Source organism: Pseudomonas sp. Tul2A7 (assembly GCF_054790505.1).
In genome coordinates, this window is record NZ_CP186499.1 from 670,618 (window position 1) to 687,086 (window position 16,469).

Annotated in this window: 19 protein-coding genes; 11 read left to right on the forward strand and 8 right to left on the reverse strand. The window is 58.9% G+C overall.

What is annotated here, in order from left to right; all coding sequences use genetic code 11:
- The first annotated feature begins 437 nt into the window (after positions 1–437).
- Positions 438–764 carry a DUF3077 domain-containing protein gene (locus ACOYXJ_RS03155; RefSeq protein WP_460367849.1) on the forward strand — a complete coding sequence of 109 codons (327 nt, stop codon included), beginning with the start codon at positions 438–440 and terminating at the stop codon, positions 762–764.
- Between the two features lie 162 nt (positions 765–926).
- Here the strand turns inward: ACOYXJ_RS03155 and ACOYXJ_RS03160 are convergent, their stop codons facing one another.
- Entirely contained in the window at positions 927–2,768 is a 1,842-nt protein-coding gene (locus ACOYXJ_RS03160; protein WP_371857960.1) for a potassium transporter Kup, read from the reverse strand.
- 349 nt (positions 2,769–3,117) lie between these two features.
- Here ACOYXJ_RS03160 and rimO point away from each other — a divergent pair, with 349 nt between their 5' ends.
- The 6 genes from rimO to tsaA all read left to right on the forward strand — a co-directional run bounded on the left by rimO (position 3,118) and on the right by tsaA (position 8,522).
- Positions 3,118–4,455: a 30S ribosomal protein S12 methylthiotransferase RimO gene (gene rimO / locus ACOYXJ_RS03165; protein WP_460367851.1), complete on the forward strand. Its 1,338-nt coding sequence runs from the start codon at positions 3,118–3,120 to the stop codon at positions 4,453–4,455.
- Positions 4,456–4,828: 373 nt separating this feature from the next.
- Positions 4,829–5,302 (forward strand): GNAT family N-acetyltransferase, encoded by a 474-nt coding sequence (locus tag ACOYXJ_RS03170; RefSeq protein ID WP_460367853.1) that lies wholly within the window; start codon positions 4,829–4,831, stop codon positions 5,300–5,302.
- A 186-nt stretch (positions 5,303–5,488) separates the two neighbouring features.
- Complete coding sequence (locus ACOYXJ_RS03175; RefSeq protein WP_042704893.1) at positions 5,489–6,199, forward strand: rRNA pseudouridine synthase; 711 nt, start codon at positions 5,489–5,491, stop codon at positions 6,197–6,199.
- A gap of 72 nt (positions 6,200–6,271) precedes the next feature.
- Positions 6,272–6,742, forward strand: a complete 471-nt coding sequence (locus ACOYXJ_RS03180) for a YehS family protein (protein ID WP_007908719.1) — start codon at positions 6,272–6,274, stop codon at positions 6,740–6,742.
- 128 nt (positions 6,743–6,870) lie between these two features.
- Positions 6,871–7,641 (forward strand): SDR family oxidoreductase, encoded by a 771-nt coding sequence (locus tag ACOYXJ_RS03185; RefSeq protein WP_150792522.1) that lies wholly within the window; start codon positions 6,871–6,873, stop codon positions 7,639–7,641.
- 182 nt (positions 7,642–7,823) lie between these two features.
- Complete coding sequence (tsaA, locus tag ACOYXJ_RS03190) at positions 7,824–8,522, forward strand: tRNA (N6-threonylcarbamoyladenosine(37)-N6)-methyltransferase TrmO (RefSeq protein ID WP_460367856.1); 699 nt, start codon at positions 7,824–7,826, stop codon at positions 8,520–8,522.
- 110 nt (positions 8,523–8,632) lie between these two features.
- On the opposite strand, the gene fpr is transcribed toward tsaA, so the two are convergent.
- The gene (gene fpr / locus ACOYXJ_RS03195) at positions 8,633–9,412 is read right to left on the reverse strand and encodes a ferredoxin-NADP reductase (protein WP_007908723.1); all 780 of its coding nucleotides are present in this window, start codon (positions 9,410–9,412) and stop codon (positions 8,633–8,635) included.
- Between the two features lie 133 nt (positions 9,413–9,545).
- Here fpr and ACOYXJ_RS03200 point away from each other — a divergent pair, with 133 nt between their 5' ends.
- On the forward strand, positions 9,546–10,472 hold the full coding sequence (locus tag ACOYXJ_RS03200) for a LysR family transcriptional regulator (RefSeq protein ID WP_093104099.1): 927 nt from the start codon (positions 9,546–9,548) through the stop codon (positions 10,470–10,472).
- Here the strand turns inward: ACOYXJ_RS03200 and ACOYXJ_RS03205 are convergent.
- Both ACOYXJ_RS03205 and erdR read right to left on the reverse strand, forming a co-directional pair.
- A complete protein-coding gene (locus ACOYXJ_RS03205; RefSeq protein WP_003222276.1) occupies positions 10,469–10,831 on the reverse strand; it encodes a diacylglycerol kinase in 363 nt (120 codons plus the stop codon). The genes ACOYXJ_RS03200 and ACOYXJ_RS03205 overlap by 4 nt on opposite strands.
- 74 nt (positions 10,832–10,905) lie before the next feature.
- Positions 10,906–11,556, reverse strand: coding sequence for a response regulator transcription factor ErdR (erdR, locus tag ACOYXJ_RS03210; protein WP_460367859.1), 651 nt, complete (start codon positions 11,554–11,556; stop codon positions 10,906–10,908).
- Between erdR and ACOYXJ_RS03215 the strand changes: the two genes are divergently transcribed.
- On the forward strand, positions 11,549–11,707 hold the full coding sequence (locus ACOYXJ_RS03215; protein ID WP_157786312.1) for a hypothetical protein: 159 nt from the start codon (positions 11,549–11,551) through the stop codon (positions 11,705–11,707). The genes erdR and ACOYXJ_RS03215 overlap by 8 nt on opposite strands.
- A gap of 72 nt (positions 11,708–11,779) precedes the next feature.
- Here the strand turns inward: ACOYXJ_RS03215 and ACOYXJ_RS03220 are convergent, their stop codons facing one another.
- Positions 11,780–12,526 (reverse strand): tRNA-uridine aminocarboxypropyltransferase, encoded by a 747-nt coding sequence (locus ACOYXJ_RS03220; RefSeq protein WP_460367861.1) that lies wholly within the window; start codon positions 12,524–12,526, stop codon positions 11,780–11,782.
- Between the two features lie 189 nt (positions 12,527–12,715).
- On the opposite strand from ACOYXJ_RS03220, the gene ACOYXJ_RS03225 reads away from it, so the two are divergent.
- Positions 12,716–13,141, forward strand: coding sequence for a PA3611 family quorum-sensing-regulated virulence factor (locus ACOYXJ_RS03225; RefSeq protein WP_008077172.1), 426 nt, complete (start codon positions 12,716–12,718; stop codon positions 13,139–13,141).
- Here the strand turns inward: ACOYXJ_RS03225 and ACOYXJ_RS03230 are convergent, their stop codons facing one another.
- Entirely contained in the window at positions 13,142–13,336 is a 195-nt protein-coding gene (locus ACOYXJ_RS03230; RefSeq protein ID WP_034154934.1) for a hypothetical protein, read from the reverse strand.
- A 339-nt stretch (positions 13,337–13,675) separates the two neighbouring features.
- Between ACOYXJ_RS03230 and ACOYXJ_RS03235 the strand changes: the two genes are divergently transcribed.
- The gene (locus tag ACOYXJ_RS03235) at positions 13,676–14,794 is read left to right on the forward strand and encodes an LOG family protein (RefSeq protein WP_460367864.1); all 1,119 of its coding nucleotides are present in this window, start codon (positions 13,676–13,678) and stop codon (positions 14,792–14,794) included.
- A 57-nt stretch (positions 14,795–14,851) separates the two neighbouring features.
- Here ACOYXJ_RS03235 and recX read toward each other — a convergent pair whose 3' ends face one another.
- Positions 14,852–15,322, reverse strand: coding sequence for a recombination regulator RecX (recX, locus tag ACOYXJ_RS03240; RefSeq protein ID WP_095112456.1), 471 nt, complete (start codon positions 15,320–15,322; stop codon positions 14,852–14,854).
- Between the two features lie 8 nt (positions 15,323–15,330).
- Entirely contained in the window at positions 15,331–16,386 is a 1,056-nt protein-coding gene (gene recA, locus ACOYXJ_RS03245) for a recombinase RecA (RefSeq protein WP_007908746.1), read from the reverse strand.
- Between the last annotated feature and the right edge of the window lie 83 nt (positions 16,387–16,469).

Consider the following 16,469-nt stretch of genomic DNA (forward strand, 5'->3'; position numbering starts at 1 on the left):
GTGTCCACATTCCATAAAACGTGGACACCTGCTTGATTGGCATTATCGAATCGTCAACTCCACACTCATTCATCTGCCGAACAAATCCAGCAAAACCGCCAGCAACGTTTAGTTTCGTTTACGTCTGGTCTCGCAATATCAGATGACGCCCACAGACCTTGTAGGCAAACTCTGAAACTCGTATCTGGGCGCTGTGCCGCTCTATTGCGCTGTTTTTTGACGGGATACTCTCCGGACGTCGCTGACCCATTCAGCGATCGGGTGTGGTAACCCGGAGAAACCATCGCAACAGCGCGCTCCTCAAGTTATGGCGGCTGTGCGTGGGACGCTTTCGGGCGTGCCGGTTTCCTTGGTTCCCGGTTTACCACCCTGCGTACAGTTGCCTCCCTTTCGCGTGGTAACGAAAGTCGCGGCACTTCGAACTAAGGAGTAACACGATGACCGAAACTGATCTGCACGGACTCGCAAACGCTAAAACCATCGGCTTCACCCCTTTCCTCTACAACTCGGATCAAGCGTTCTTCAATGTCCGTGCCGGCATCCCGATCATCGATGCCTTGTCCCAATCCTCCGACCTGCTATGCCTCGCAAAATCCTTCGCCGAGGATGCTGCTTTCATCAGAGACACCGACCGCCATGCCTGGGCTGCGCATTACCTGACGGTGATGGGCAAAGCCTTGATTGATGATGTGATTCAGGCGTTGATGCCACGACCTGCGCGGACGAAGACCGAGTCTGAAGCAGAGATACCTGAAGGCTTGTAAAGGTTTGAAGATCAAAAGATCGCAGCCTTCGGCAGCTCCTACATGGAATGCGAAACCTGTAGGAGCTGCCGAAGGCTGCGATCTTTTGATCTGAAGTTGCCGCCAACAAAAAAGCCCCCGCCAGCCACAAGGCTGACGGGGGCTTTTCAGTTGAGGCCAGGCTTACATTTCTACCTGCGTGCCAAGCTCAATCACCCGGTTCAACGGCAAATTAAAGAACCTCAAGTTCCCATTGGCATTCTTCAACATGAACGCAAACAACGCCTCACGCCAACGCGCCATCCCTTCAAGTTTCGAGGCAATCACCGTTTCGCGGCTGAGGAAGTAAGTGGTACGCATCGGGCTGAAATCCAGATCATCCAGATGACACAGCTTCAGCGCCTGCGGCACGTCCGGCTCGTCGGTGAAACCGAAGTGCAGGATCACCCGGAAGAAGCCCTCCCCGTGCGCTTCCACTTCGAAGCGTCGCGATGGCGGTACGCGCGGGATGTCTTCGTAGACCACCGTCAGCAACACCACTTGCTCATGCAGCACCTGGTTATGCAGCAGGTTGTGCAACAACGCATGCGGCACGGCATCGGAGCGTGCGGTGAGGAACACGGCGGTGCCCTGCACGCGATGCGGTGGCTGCACGCGGATGCTGCTGATAAAGATCGGCAGCGGCAGTGCGCCTTCGTCGAGGCGATCGACGAGCAACTGCTTACCGCGTTTCCAGGTGGTCATCAGCACAAACAGCGCGATACCGGCGATCACCGGGAAGGCACCGCCCTGCACGATCTTCGGCACGTTGGCGGCGAAGTACAGACCGTCCACCAGCAGGAAGCCGATCAGCACCGGCACCGCGAGGATCGGTGGCCATTTCCACAGCAGCAGCATCACTGCCGACACCAGAATGGTGGTCATCAGCATGGTGCCGGTCACCGCCACACCATAGGCAGAAGCCAGCGCGCCGGACGATTCGAAGCCGAGCACCAACAACACCACGCCGACCATCAGCGCCCAGTTCACCGCACCAATATAGATCTGGCCCTGCTCGTCGCTGGAGGTGTGCTGGATGTACATGCGCGGGATGTAACCGAGCTGAATCGCCTGACGGGTCAGGGAGAACGCGCCGGAAATCACCGCTTGCGAGGCAATCACCGTGGCCAGGGTCGACAGACCGACCAGTGGAATCAACGCCCAGCTCGGCGCCAGCAGATAGAACGGGTTACGCGCCGCTTCCGGGTTTTCCAGCAACAAAGCGCCCTGCCCGAAGTAATTGAGCACCAGCGCCGGCAACACCAGGATGAACCACGCCCGGGCAATCGGCTTGCGACCAAAGTGGCCCATGTCGGCGTACAGCGCTTCTGCACCGGTCAGCGCCAGCACCACGGCGCCGAGGATCGCCACGCCCATGCCCGGATGGACGACGAAGAAATTCACCGCCCAGATCGGGTTCATCGCATGCAACACCTCCGGCGCATGGCTGATGCCATACACACCGAGGGCGCCGAGGACGAGGAACCAGGTAACCATGATCGGCCCGAACAGAATGCCGATCCGCGCCGTACCGTGTTTCTGAATCAGAAACAGCGCCACCAACACCACCAGCGACAGCGGCACCACCCAATGGTCGATGCCATCGAATGCCAGCCCCAGACCTTCAATCGCCGACAGTACGGAAATCGCCGGGGTGATCATACTGTCGCCATAAAACAGCGCCGCGCCGATCAGCCCGCACACCACCAGCAACGACCGCAGCTTCTTGCGATGCCCTGCCGCACGACGCGCCAGCGCGGTGAGCGCCATGATGCCGCCCTCGCCCTGGTTGTCGGCGCGCAGCACGAACATCATGTATTTGATCGACACGACCCAGATCAGCGACCAGAAGATCAACGACAGAATGCCTAGCACGCCATCGTGATTGACCGATACGCCGTAAGCGCCGGAAAACACTTCTTTGAGGGTGTACAGCGGGCTCGTGCCGATGTCGCCGTAAACTACCCCGACCGCCGCGACCAGCATGCTCAGCGGCTTGGTGGCCGAACCCTCGGCGCCTGCCGCATGACTACTTGCCTGACCCATCCAACACTCCTACTTCTCAGAACCGGCTTCTTGAATGAAGCACTATGCTTTGTGGTGCAGCATGCGCTGTTTTACCTGTTGTTACAGACGTTTTGTTGACTGTAAAAAATTGGTAAAGCTCAACGGCGCGAAGCATAGCGCAGCACTCGTCGTATTTCCCTGCATAAAGCTGGTCAAGTGCGTTGCCCGCCGCTAGAATTGCGCACTTTTTGATCAGAGGCGCGCCCTAAGCGCCCGTCCGTCGGCTTTCGCACCAAGAAAGCGATGTCACAAAATACCGAGGTTAGACATGTCCACCACTCCTGCGCCGGCCAATCCAAAGGTTGGCTTTGTATCTCTGGGTTGCCCGAAAGCACTGGTCGACTCCGAGCGCATCCTGACCCAGCTGCGCATGGAAGGCTATGACGTGGTGTCCACCTATCAGGACGCCGACGTTGTAGTCGTCAACACCTGCGGTTTCATCGATTCGGCCAAGGCTGAGTCGCTGGAAGTGATCGGTGAAGCGATCAAGGAAAACGGCAAGGTGATTGTTACCGGTTGCATGGGCGTGGAAGAAGGCAATATCCGCAACGTGCACCCGAGCGTGCTCGCCGTGACCGGTCCGCAGCAGTACGAGCAAGTGGTCAACGCCGTCCACGAAGTGGTGCCACCGCGTAAGGATCACAACCCGCTGATCGACCTGGTGCCGCCGCAAGGCATCAAACTGACCCCACGCCACTACGCCTACCTGAAGATTTCCGAAGGCTGCAACCACAGCTGCTCGTTCTGCATCATCCCGTCGATGCGCGGCAAACTGGTCAGCCGTCCGGTCGGTGATGTGCTCGACGAAGCTCAGCGTCTGGTCAAATCCGGCGTTAAAGAGTTGCTGGTCATTTCGCAAGACACCAGCGCCTACGGCGTCGACGTGAAATACCGCACCGGTTTCTGGAACGGCGCGCCGGTGAAAACCCGCATGACCGAACTCTGCGAAGCGCTGAGCACCCTCGGCGTCTGGGTCCGTCTGCACTACGTTTACCCGTACCCGCACGTTGACGAGCTGATCCCGTTGATGGCCGCCGGCAAGATCCTGCCTTACCTGGACATCCCGTTCCAGCACGCCAGCCCGAAAGTGTTGAAGTCGATGAAACGCCCGGCGTTCGAAGACAAGACCCTGGCGCGCATCAAGAACTGGCGCGAAATCTGCCCGGACCTGATCATCCGTTCGACCTTCATCGTTGGCTTCCCGGGCGAAACCGAAGAAGACTTCCAGTACCTGCTGAACTGGCTGACCGAAGCGCAGCTCGACCGCGTCGGCTGCTTCCAGTACTCGCCGGTGGATGGTGCGCCGGCGAATGATCTGGATCTGGAAGTGGTGCCGGACGAGGTCAAGCAAGATCGTTGGGAGCGCTTTATGGCGCACCAGCAGGCGATCAGCTCGGCCCGCCTGCAAATGCGCATCGGCCGTGAGATTGAAGTGCTGGTCGACGAAGTTGACGAGCAAGGCGCGGTTGGCCGCTGCTTCTTCGATGCCCCGGAAATCGATGGCAACGTGTTTATTGATAACGGCAGCAATCTGAAGCCGGGTGACAAGGTCTGGTGCAAGGTTACTGATGCTGACGAATATGATCTGTGGGCTGAGCAGATCTGATCTGATCTGATCTGATCTGATCTGATCTGATCTGATCTGATCTGATCTGATCTGATCTGATCTGAAGCCCCTCACCCCAGCCCTCTCCCAGAGGGAGAGGGAGCTGACCGTGTTGTTCTTTCGAGGTACATCGACCTGAGCTATCCGGTCGAACTCAGGTTTGAAAAGCACGAAGTTCAGCTCCCTTCCCCCTCGCCCCCTTGGGGGAGAGGGTTGGGGTGAGGGGGAGAGATCTTGCTGGCGACAGAAATAGCCAGCCAGACACCGCAACAAATACAGAAAGCCCCGCTCTTTTTACAAGATGCGGGGCTTTTTTACGGCTATCGTTTAGCGGGGGACGGACTCCCTTGAAACGGACAAGAGGCAGACGGGCATGCGTCACCATTCGGTCATCCACACGCCGAAACTCAGCGATTATCAGGAACTGACCCGGGTCTGGGAGGCCTCGGTTCGCGCAACCCATGATTTTCTGCCGGACAGCTATATCGACCTGTTGCGTAATCTGGTGCTGACCCGCTATCTCGATGCGGTGATGCTGATCTGCACCAAGGACGCCAACCAGCGCATCACCGGGTTTGCCGGAGTCGCGGCGGGCAAGATTGAAATGCTGTTCATCGATCCCGATCATCGCGGTCAGGGCTTGGGCAAGAAACTGCTCAACTATGCCATGCAGCATCTGAATGCCGATGAATTGGACGTCAACGAGCAGAACCCGCAAGCCTTGGGGTTCTACTTCAAGCAAGGTTTCGAGGTGATCGGCCGCTCGGAGGTGGATGGCATGGGCCAGCCGTATCCGTTGCTGCACATGCGCCTGCGCCAGAATCAGCAGCGCTCCAGCAACGGCTGACACAACACAACCCAATGTAGGAGTGAGCCTGCTCGCGATAGCGCCAGATCAGCCACCATCAATGTCGAATGTCAGATGGCTATCGCGAGCAGGCTCACTCCTACAAAAAGCATTACCGAAATGGAACCGGGCTTAACCGGCGCCACACAGGTACAATGCCCACCCCTTTTTTGTTACGGCCCTGTCATGACTGACCCGATTCGCCTCTCCAAACGCCTCATCGAACTGGTCGGTTGCTCCCGCCGGGAGGCCGAGCTGTTCATTGAGGGCGGCTGGGTCACCGTGGACGGCGAAGTGATTGACGAGCCGCAATTCAAGGTCGGCGACCAGAAGGTGGAGCTCGACAAGGACGCCAAAGCCACTGCGCCGGAGCCGGTGACCATCCTGCTCAACGCGCCGGCCGGCATGGACGTCGAGACTGCGATGCAGTCGCTCAGCGCCGAAACCCTCAGCGAAGAACACCGCTTCAGCAAGCGCCCGTTGCGCGGGCACTTCCTGCGCCTGACCGCCAGCGCCGATCTGCAAGCCAAGGCCAGCGGCCTGCTGGTGTTCACTCAGGACTGGAAAATTCTGCGCAAGCTCACCGCCGATGCGGCAAAGATCGAGCAGGAATACGTGGTTGAAGTCGAAGGTGACATGGTCGCCCACGGCCTCAACCGCCTGCAGCACGGCCTGACCCACAAGGGCAAGGAGCTGCCGCCGGTCAAGGCCAGCTGGCAGAACGAAAACCGTCTGCGCTTCGCCATGAAAAACCCGCAGCCCGGCATCATCGCCCAGTTCTGCGAAGCGGTCGGCCTGAAAGTCATCGGCATCCGCCGCATCCGTATCGGCGGCGTCTCGATCGGCAAAGTCCCGGTCGGCCAATGGCGCTACCTGTCCGGCAAAGAGAAGTTCTAAGACTTCCACTGCCGCCACACATTCCGGCAGCGCGCCTGCGTGCTGCCCACAACGCTTATCAGGATTACTCACATGATTCATAACGACGTATTGCGCAGCGTGCGCTACATGCTCGACATCAGCGACAAGAAGGTAGTCGAGATCATCAAGCTCGGCGGCATGGAAGTCGCACTCGCCGACGTAGTGACCTGGCTCGACAAGAAAGAAGAAGACGAAGAAGGTTTCGTGCGCTGCCCGGACGAAGTCATCGCGCACTTCCTCGACGGTCTGGTGATCTTCAAGCGTGGCAAGGACGAAAGCCGTCCGCCGCAGCCGATCGAAGTGCCGGTGACCAACAACATCATCCTGAAAAAGCTGCGCGTGGCCTTCGAACTGAAAGAGGACGACATGCACGCGATCCTCAAGGCCGCCGAGTTCCCGGTGTCCAAGCCTGAGCTGAGCGCACTGTTCCGCAAGGTCGGCCACACCAACTACCGCCCGTGTGGCGACCAGTTGCTGCGCAACTTCCTCAAGGGTCTGACCCTGCGCGTTCGCCCGGCCTGATCCTCTCTGCGGTGGCGATCAATGGTCGCCACCGCAACGCATGACCATTCATTCCCTCCGAAAATAGTGGCTCCGCTTTTCGCGGCTGACGACTAGGGTGTACTGATCCCTAATCCTCAGGACTCGCCATGCACCCGTATTTCTCCCTGCAAGGCCGCACCGCTCTGGTGACCGGCGGCACCCGTGGTATCGGCAAAATGATCGCCAAGGCCTTTGTCGAGGCTGGCGCCCGCGTCTATGTCTGCTCGCGCGATGCCGAAGCCTGTCATCAAACGGCTGAAGAACTCGGTGCCCTAGGCAAATGTCATGGCATCGCCGCTAACCTGGCGACGGAAGAAGGCGTACAGGAGCTGGCTGCGCGCCTGGGCGAGCAGATCACGCATCTGGATATTCTGGTGAACAATGCCGGCACTACTTGGGGCGCGCCGCTGGAGAGTTATCCGGTCAAGGGCTGGGAGAAGGTCATGCAGCTCAACGTGACGTCGGTGTTCAGTTGTATCCAGCAATTTCTGCCGTTGTTGCGCAAGGCCGGGTCGGCGGCGAATCCGGCGCGGATTATCAACATTGGTTCGGTGGCGGGGATTTCTTCGTTTGGCGAGCAGGCGTATGCCTACGGGCCAAGCAAGGCTGCGCTGCATCAGTTATCGCGGATTTTGGCGCGGGAGCTGGTGAGCCAGCACATCAATGTCAACGTGATCGCGCCGGGGCGCTTTCCGAGCAAGATGACGCAGCATATTGGTAATGATCAGCAGGCGTTGGCTGAGGATACGGCGCTGATTCCGATGAAGCGCTGGGGACGCGAGGAGGAGATGGCGGCGTTGGCGATCAGTCTGGCGAGTACGGCTGGGGCTTATATGACCGGGAATATTATTCCGCTGGATGGTGGTTTCAGCCTCTAGGTCGGCGGTGAAGCTATCGCGAGCAGGCTCACTCCTACAGGGATTTTCAGCGAACACAGATTTTGTGTACAACCATGACCCTGTAGGAGTGAGCCTGCTCGCGATGGCGTCAGCCCAGTCACCACCTGCCATAAGGGCTGGCGGGTTATCATGCCCACCCTCCCCCGCTTCGAATGCAAACCATGACTTACAGCGTCTCCCCCATCGGCTTCGTGCGCTCCTGCTTCAAGGAGAAATTCGCCATCCCCCGCCAACCGCAACTGGCCCCGGCCGCCCGTGGCGTGCTGGAACTGGTGGCACCGTTCGATCAGGGTGACGCCGTGCAAGGCCTGGAACAGGTCAGTCATGTGTGGCTGCTTTTCCTGTTCCATCAGGCACTCGAAGACAAACCACGGCTGAAGGTGCGTCCACCGCGGCTGGGCGGCAACAAGTCCATGGGCGTGTTCGCCACCCGCGCCACACACCGTCCTAATGGCATCGGCCAGTCCGTGGTGAAACTGGACAAAGTCGAAGCCAATCGCCTGTTCATCTCCGGCATCGACTTGCTCGACGGCACGCCGATCCTCGACATCAAACCCTACGTGCCTTACGCCGACATCATCGCCGACGCCGCCAACAGCATCGCCAGCGCTGCGCCGCAGTTGATCGACGTGCAGTGGACGGACTCGGCGTTGAAACAAGCGCATACACACGCTCAGCGCCTCGACGAGCCGCTGGTTGAGCTGATTGAACAGTGTCTGGCTCAGGATCCGCGTCCGGCGTATCAAACCCCGGCACCGGAGCGCGAATATGGCGCGCAATTCTGGGATCTGGACGTGCGCTGGCATTACCCGGCGTCCGAGCAGATTCGCGTGCTCGAAGTCATTCCCGCCGAGGCGTAATCCCCGGAAACGAAAAAGCCCGCGCTGCCTTCACAGGCAACGCGGGCTGATCGTTCCCACGCTCCGCGTGGGAATGCATCCAGTGACGCTCCGCGTCACCGGCAAAACGCTTATTTCTCGACGAACGCTCGCTCGATCAGGTAATCACCCGGCTCGCGCATCCGCGCCGAGATCTTCAGGCCGAAGCTGTCGAGCACTTCGCTGGTCTCGTCGAGCATGCTCGGGCTGCCGCAGATCATCGCGCGGTCGTCCTGCGGGTTGATCGGTGGCAGGCCGATGTCGCTGAACAGCTTGCCGCTGCGCATCAGGTCGGTCAGACGGCCCTGATTCTCGAAAGGCTCGCGAGTCACGGTCGGGTAGTAGATCAGCTTGTCACGCAGCGCTTCGCCGAAGAACTCGTTCTGCGGCAGGTGCTCGGTGATGAATTCGCGGTAGGCGACTTCGTTGACGTAACGCACGCCGTGCACCAGGATCACTTTTTCAAAGCGCTCGTAGGTTTCCGGGTCCTGGATCACGCTCATGAACGGCGCCAGGCCAGTACCGGTGCTCAGCAGATACAGGTGCTTGCCCGGGTTCAGGTCGTCGAGAACCAGGGTGCCGGTAGGCTTCTTCGAGATGATGATCTCGTCGCCTTCCTTCAAGTGCTGCAGCTGCGAGGTCAGCGGGCCGTCCTGCACCTTGATGCTGAAGAACTCCAGATGCTCTTCCCAGTTCGGGCTGGCGATCGAGTAAGCGCGCATAAGCGGGCGGCCGTTAGGCTGTTGCAGGCCGATCATCACGAACTGACCGTTCTCGAAGCGCAGGCCCGGATCGCGGGTGCACTTGAAGCTGAACAGAGTGTCGTTCCAGTGATGAACACTGAGGACACGCTCGTGGTTCATGTTGCTCATGTACGTTTGACTCCTGGAGATTGGGTCTGCGCTGGCTTTTGAAGGCGACGGTGCGCAATTGCATCGCATTCTAATAGCGACGACAATATCTGTTAACTGGATTATTAAGATAAGGGTTATCGGTTATATCGATATGCGATTTACTCTCCGTCAACTGCAAGTCTTCGTTGCCGTCGCCCAGCAGGAAAGCGTATCCCGTGCTGCGGGTCTGCTCAACCTCTCGCAGTCGGCCGCCAGCACCTCGATCACCGAGCTCGAGCGCCAATCCAGCTGCCAGCTGTTCGATCGCGCCGGCAAACGGCTGAGCCTCAACGCCCTCGGCAAACAGCTGTTGCCGCAGGCGGTGGCCCTGCTCGATCAGGCCAAGGAAATCGAAGACCTGCTCAACGGCAAATCCGGTTTCGGCTCACTGTCGGTGGGCGCGACGCTGACCATCGGCAATTATCTGGCGACTTTGCTGATCGGCAGCTTCATGCAGCGCCACCCGGAAAGCCAGGTGAAGCTGCACGTGCAGAACACTGCCAATATCGTGCAACAAGTCGCCCACTACGAAATTGATCTGGGTCTAATCGAAGGCGATTGCAGCCACCCGGACATCGAAGTGCAGAGCTGGGTCGAGGATGAGCTGGTGGTGTTCTGCGCGCCGCAGCATCCGCTGGCCCAACGCGGCAGTGCAAGCATGGAAGAGCTGACTCACGAAGCGTGGATTCTCCGCGAACAGGGTTCCGGCACGCGGCTGACCTTCGATCAGGCCATGCGCCACCATCGCAGTGCGCTGAATATCCGTCTGGAGCTGGAACACACCGAAGCGATCAAACGCGCGGTGGAATCGGGGCTGGGGATTGGCTGCATCTCACGGCTGGCGCTGCGTGATGCGTTCCGCCGTGGCAGTCTGGTGCCGGTGGAGACGCCGGATCTGGACCTGGCGCGACAGTTCTACTTCATCTGGCACAAGCAGAAGTACCAGACTTCTGCCATGCGCGAATTTCTCGAGCTATGCCGCGCTTTCACCGCCGGGGTGCAGCGCAGCGACGAGATCGTTTTGCCGACAATCGCTTAAAGCAGAATCACTGCCCACACCAGCGCGATCATGCTCAGAGCCACGAATTGCGCGGCGCTGCCCATGTCCTTGGCGTTCTTCGACAGCGGGTGCAGTTCCAGCGAAATGCGGTCGATGGCCGCTTCCACCGCCGAATTCAGCAACTCGACGATCAGCGCCAACAGGCACACGGCGATCAACAGTGCTTGTTCAACGCGGCTGACATTCAGGAAGAACGTCAGCGGAATCAGCACGACATTGAGCAGCACCAGTTGACGGAATGCCGCCTCACCGGTGAAGGCTGCGCGCAGACCGTCCAGCGAGTAACCGGAGGCGTTGAGGATGCGTTTCAGGCCGGTCTGGCCCTTGAAAGGTGACATAAAGTAGAAACCAACCAAAAAGGAGTGGGAAAGCTAGATCAACAAAAGTCAAAAAAGCGTGAAGACGCCAGCCATTATTGGCTCGGAATTGACTCAAGTTGTTGCAGCAGTAAAGCCGCTTGCGTGCGAGTGCGCACATTCAGCTTGCGAAAGATCGCCGTGACGTGGGCTTTGATGGTCGCTTCCGACACGCTCAGCTCATAGGCAATCTGCTTGTTCAGCAGGCCTTCGCAGACCATGGTCAACACGCGGAACTGCTGCGGGGTCAGGCTGGCCAGACCATCGCTGGCGGCCTTGGCTTCGTCGGAAACGCTCACCGCTTCGAACGCCTGTGGCGGCCAGAACACGTCGCCATCGAGCACTTTGCGCACCGCTTCCTGAATCACGCTGAGGTCGCTGGACTTCGGAATGAAGCCACTGGCGCCGAACTCACGGGATTTGACCATCACCGACGCTTCTTCCTGGGCCGAAACCATCACCACCGGAATCTGCGGATATTGGCCGCGTAGCATGACCAATCCGGAAAACCCGAAAGCGCCGGGCATGTTCAGGTCCAGCAGGACCAGATCCCAGTCGGCTTTTTCAGTCAGGCGCGCTTCCAGTTCGGCGATGCTCGCCACTTCTACCAGACGTACTTCCGGGCCAAGGCCCAGCGTCACCGCTTGATGCAGGGCGCTACGAAACAAAGGGTGATCATCGGCAATCAGGATGTCGTATGTGGCCATTTTTCAAATGATCCTGTTTTTGATGGCAGACCCGGAGCATTCCGGTCTGGCCAAAGCAACTCAAGATGCCGCTTTCAAGCGATATCCACAGGGGCACGTTCAACGCCAATCAACAGCAAACACGGCGTTTCAAACCTTGGCCGCACCCTAAACGGCGCCAAGCATGCCCAGCGAAGACGGGGTGGTCAAGCAGCACGGCCGCTGGCTTGTACAGTATGGGCCACTATTGCGCCAACTCTGGCTGCGGCTTTCGTATATAGCGCAGCAACTCGGCGTGGGCCGGGGTGGATTCATTCATGTCCAACTGCTGCTTGGCACCGAGGTAATGCTGGCTGAACACGTCGAAATAGGCGTCCAGTGCGGAGGCGGCATCGCTGTCACCGGCCAGCTCAAGACAGAGTGCCGCCACTTCAGCGGTGCACAGATGCTCGCTGCGGGTTGAACGACGCAAGCGGTAGCGCGAGAGTTTGTCGGGCAGCAGACTCAAGATCGGCAAACGATCGAAATACGGGCTCTTGCGGAAAATCTTCCGCGCTTCGGTCCACGTTGCATCCAGCAGAATGAACAGCGGCCGCTTGCTGCTATCGATCGCGACGGTGTTGGTCACTCGCGACGGTTCAACGTATTCGCCAGGAAACACCAGATACGGCTGCCACTGCGGGTCGTTGAGCAGCGCCAGCATCTGCGGATCGGGCTCGGTGCGCGACCAGATGAATGCGTGGTTATCGCGCACCACATCGGCAATCAGCCAACCGGTGTTGCTCGGTTTGAACACTTCCTTGCCGGTCATGATCAGGCAAACGCCAGAACGCGTGTCGACGCTCGGCCGCCACGCGCACAGGCAATGGCTGATGATCACCCGGCAGTCGCGGCAACGCTCGGAGCGAAAGCCTCGGGCCTGAATCGGCTTGATGCCTTCATCTTCGCGCTGGTCACGCAGACGAGCGACGGCGTTGGGGGCATGGTTCATCGCGGATAACGCCGAAAAGCAGGAAAACTCGACACGAACAACACTCGGCAGGGCAATAAAGGCCGGCAGTTTACCAGAGCGACGGGCACAAGCCTGTACCCTCCCGACCGGCTCCCCTATAATTCGCCGCCACTGAACGCACAGTCACGTGGCTGGTCGAACCACCAGTCACTGAACCAGGAGAGTTTCATGCTGCGCCTTATCGTTCCCACCGCTGCCATTCTGCTGGCGTCGTCCTTCACCGCTCAGGCTGCATCCCTGAGTGAGCAGAATCTGAACCGCGAGCTGCGCAACGTCGCCGCCCAGAGCAGCGTCGGCACGCCCCGCGCCATTAGCGAAGACATTCTTGATCAGGGCTTTACCGTTGAAGGCACGCAGTTGATCAACCACCTGAGCGTGCAGAAGAGCCACGCCGACAAAATGCGCGCTGACCCTAAAGCCGTGTATTTCCAGCTGGGCGCCTCGGTGTGCAACAACCCGTCGTTTCGCAAGCTGATGGCCAAGGGCGCGATCATGCGTTACGACTTCACGGAAGTGAAAACCAACAAAGCGATCGGCTCCGCCAGCTACCAGGAATCGGATTGCCCGAAAGCCGGTCCGGCGAAGAAGAAGTAATCATCGCGAGTTGGCGCGCCGCTGTTCATCCTCGGCGCGCAATTCGGCCAGCAAGGCCTGTAAATAGTGCGAACGGCGCTCGCCGCCGGCCAAGCGCCGGCAGCACTCTTCTTCGAGACTGAGATGATTGGTCTCGGCTGATGCCTTCAACATTCGATACAGCTGCGTATCGATCTCCAGAATCACTCTGGCCATGTGTCCCGCCTCCTTGCCACCCGCAAATCCTTGAATCGCGTGCACCGTAACGCAAAGCTGTCTTACGGCGCCTGTAAGTTAGTTAATCAGAGGCTTTGCCGTTCGGCGCACGTTCGGACGAGCGGTGAAGGAACCGGCGGAAAATCAATAAACGGTTGCCAGGCAAAACGTTGCGGCGCAATGATCAAGTCAGCGCGATTGCGCGCAAGGGTCTAGATTCAGAGTATTCCCGGCCATTTTTCAACGGCAGACAAGGAACTGCCGATCGTGTGTTTTTTTGCAGCGCGGCACTGACGCCGCTCGTCAGGGCCATCCGCTCTGTGCAGAAGGAGACGTTGAATGCCTTACCAACCGAATGACCTCTTGAGCCGTCATTTTCAGGAAAGCGGCCCCGACCTCATCAGCCAGGTCGAAGAACAACTCAACCGTGTTTCCCCTAACAGCCCGAACATTCCGATCTACCGCGACATGATCCTGACCGTGCTGCGCATGGCTCAGGAAGACCACAACCGCTGGAACGCCAAGATCACCCTGCAAGCCCTGCGCGAACTGGAGCAGGCGTTCCGGGTGCTGGAACAATTCAAGGGGCGACGCAAAGTCACGGTGTTCGGCTCGGCGCGCACGCCGGTTGAACATCCTTTGTATGTCATGGCCCGAGAGCTCGGCGCGGCGTTGACGCGCTCGGAGATGATGGTCATCACCGGTGCCGGGGGCGGCATCATGGCTGCCGCGCATGAAGGTGCCGGCCGCGATCATAGCCTCGGCTTCAACATCACCCTGCCCTTCGAACAGCATGCCAATCCGACCGTCGATGGCACCGGCAATCTGCTGCCTTTCCATTTTTTCTTCACACGCAAGCTGTTCTTTGTCAAAGAGGCTGACGCACTGGTTTTATGCCCTGGCGGTTTCGGCACGCTGGATGAAGCACTGGAAGTGCTGACTTTGATCCAGACCGGCAAAAGTCCATTGGTGCCGGTGGTGCTGCTGGATGCGCCGGGCGGCACATTCTGGCAAGGCGCGATGGACTTCATCCGCCAGCAACTGGAGAGCAACCGCTACATTCTGCCGACCGACATGAAACTGATGCGACTGGTCTACAGCGTCGAAGAGGCAGTGGAGCAGATCAACCAGTTCTACCGCAACTTCCACTCCAGCCGCTGGCTCAAGCGCCAGTTTGTGATCCGCATGCATCACAAGCTCAGCGATCAGGCGCTGGCGCACATGCAGGAAGCATTCGCCGATCTGTGCCTGAGCGACCAGTTCCACCAACACGCCTATGCCGGGGAGGAGCACGATGAAGCGCAGTTCAGCCATCTGGCGCGACTGGCCTTCGCCTTCAACGCGCGCACTCACGGGCGTCTGAGGGAGTTGATTGACTACATCAACCTGCCGGAAAACTGGGCCGATTCAAAACCGCAAACAGCGCAACGCAGCCGCGAACCGTCAAAGGTAATTTGAGGGCAAAAAAAAAAACGGCCCGCTATTTTCATAGCGGGCCGTTTTTATTGAATCGGTTTAATCGTCCATGCCTCGACCGCTGAACAAGCGGTTGATCATCTCCATCGAAAAACCCCGATACGCGAGGAACCGACCTTGCTTGGCCCGCTCTTTGGCATCAATCGGTAAATGCCCGGAGAACTTGCGACGCCACGTTTCCTGAAGTTGTTCCTGCCAACTGATACCGCTTTCGCGCAGGGCGAGTTCGATATCGGCGCGTTGCAACCCTCGCTGGCTCAGTTCCTCGCGAATCCGCAGAGGGCCATAACCGGAGCGGGCGCGGTAGGAAACAAAGCTTTCAAGGTAACGGGCTTCGGAAAGCAGCCCCTCTTCCGTCAAACGGTCGAGGGCTGTTTCGATCATCTCCGCTTCAGCGCCGCGCTGACGCAGTTTGCGCGTCAGCTCGACTCGACCGTGCTCGCGGCGTGCGAGCAGGTCCATGGCGGTTCGCCGCACGGCGACGAGGGTATCGAGTACGGCGGTGGTCATCGCTGCAATCAGATGTCAGCGTCGGCCAGGTCGTCTTCAGTCTCTTTGACTGCAGAGGCCTTGGAGTCGATCACTGCAGGAGTCAGCAGTTTGTCACGCAGTTGCTTCTCGAGCTTCGCGGCGATTTCCGGGTTGTCTGCCAGGAACTTGGCCGAGTTGGCCTTGCCCTGACCGATCTTGGTGCCTTCGTAGGCATACCAGGCGCCGGATTTCTCGACGAAACCGTGCAGCACGCCCAGGTCGATCATCTCGCCGTTGAGGTAGATACCTTTGCCGTAAAGAATCTGGAACTCGGCCTGACGGAACGGCGAAGCGACCTTGTTCTTCACAACCTTGACGCGGGTTTCGCTGCCGACCACTTCGTCGCCTTCCTTCACCGCGCCGGTACGGCGGATGTCGAGACGAACCGAGGCGTAGAACTTCAGCGCGTTACCACCGGTGGTGGTTTCCGGGCTGCCGAACATCACGCCGATCTTCATGCGGATCTGGTTGATGAAGATCACCAGGCAGTTGGCGTTCTTGATGTTACCGGTGATTTTACGCAGCGCCTGGGACATCAGACGGGCTTGCAGGCCCACGTGCATGTCACCCATTTCGCCTTCGATTTCAGCCTTCGGTACCAGTGCAGCCACGGAGTCGACGATGATTACGTCAACGGCGTTGGAGCGCACCAGCATGTCGGTGATTTCCAGCGCCTGTTCACCGGTATCCGGCTGCGACACCAGCAGGTCGTCGACGTTGACGCCCAGCTTGCCGGCGTACTCAGGGTCGAGGGCATGTTCGGCGTCGACGAATGCGCAGGTCGCGCCGGCTTTTTGAGCCTGGGCGATCACGGACAAGGTCAGTGTGGTTTTACCGGAGGATTCAGGACCGTAGATTTCAACGATACGGCCTTTTGGCAGGCCGCCAATGCCGAGCGCGATGTCCAGACCCAGAGAGCCAGTGGAGATAGCCGGGATCGCCTGACGGTCTTGATCGCCCATACGCATCACGGCACCCTTGCCGAATTGACGTTCGATCTGACCCAGGGCCGCAGCCAAGGCTTTCTTCTTGTTGTCGTCCATTAAAGTCCTCACGTAATCAATAAGGCCTGACGGCCAACACCTGTATAAGTAGCCAGTATTATTCCACAGCGTTCGCGGATCGC

Bases quoted from the DNA above. Each gene is read 5' to 3' on its own strand.
- recA (WP_007908746.1), bottom strand. From the start codon at position 16,386: ATGGACGACAACAAGAAGAAAGCCTTGGCTGCGGCCCTGGGTCAGATC.
- ACOYXJ_RS03235 (WP_460367864.1), top strand. From the start codon at position 13,676: ATGCCTTACCAACCGAATGACCTCTTGAGCCGTCATTTTCAGGAAAGC.
- ACOYXJ_RS03185 (WP_150792522.1), top strand. From the start codon at position 6,871: ATGCACCCGTATTTCTCCCTGCAAGGCCGCACCGCTCTGGTGACCGGC.
- ACOYXJ_RS03230 (WP_034154934.1), bottom strand. From the start codon at position 13,336: ATGGCCAGAGTGATTCTGGAGATCGATACGCAGCTGTATCGAATGTTG.
- tsaA (WP_460367856.1), top strand. From the start codon at position 7,824: ATGACTTACAGCGTCTCCCCCATCGGCTTCGTGCGCTCCTGCTTCAAG.
- erdR (WP_460367859.1), bottom strand. From the start codon at position 11,556: ATGGCCACATACGACATCCTGATTGCCGATGATCACCCTTTGTTTCGT.
- ACOYXJ_RS03155 (WP_460367849.1), top strand. From the start codon at position 438: ATGACCGAAACTGATCTGCACGGACTCGCAAACGCTAAAACCATCGGC.
- ACOYXJ_RS03200 (WP_093104099.1), top strand. From the start codon at position 9,546: ATGCGATTTACTCTCCGTCAACTGCAAGTCTTCGTTGCCGTCGCCCAG.
- ACOYXJ_RS03205 (WP_003222276.1), bottom strand. From the start codon at position 10,831: ATGTCACCTTTCAAGGGCCAGACCGGCCTGAAACGCATCCTCAACGCC.
- ACOYXJ_RS03180 (WP_007908719.1), top strand. From the start codon at position 6,272: ATGATTCATAACGACGTATTGCGCAGCGTGCGCTACATGCTCGACATC.
- ACOYXJ_RS03220 (WP_460367861.1), bottom strand. From the start codon at position 12,526: ATGAACCATGCCCCCAACGCCGTCGCTCGTCTGCGTGACCAGCGCGAA.
- ACOYXJ_RS03175 (WP_042704893.1), top strand. From the start codon at position 5,489: ATGACTGACCCGATTCGCCTCTCCAAACGCCTCATCGAACTGGTCGGT.
- recX (WP_095112456.1), bottom strand. From the start codon at position 15,322: ATGACCACCGCCGTACTCGATACCCTCGTCGCCGTGCGGCGAACCGCC.
- rimO (WP_460367851.1), top strand. From the start codon at position 3,118: ATGTCCACCACTCCTGCGCCGGCCAATCCAAAGGTTGGCTTTGTATCT.
- fpr (WP_007908723.1), bottom strand. From the start codon at position 9,412: ATGAGCAACATGAACCACGAGCGTGTCCTCAGTGTTCATCACTGGAAC.
- ACOYXJ_RS03225 (WP_008077172.1), top strand. From the start codon at position 12,716: ATGCTGCGCCTTATCGTTCCCACCGCTGCCATTCTGCTGGCGTCGTCC.
- ACOYXJ_RS03170 (WP_460367853.1), top strand. From the start codon at position 4,829: ATGCGTCACCATTCGGTCATCCACACGCCGAAACTCAGCGATTATCAG.
- ACOYXJ_RS03160 (WP_371857960.1), bottom strand. From the start codon at position 2,768: ATGCTGGTCGCGGCGGTCGGGGTAGTTTACGGCGACATCGGCACGAGC.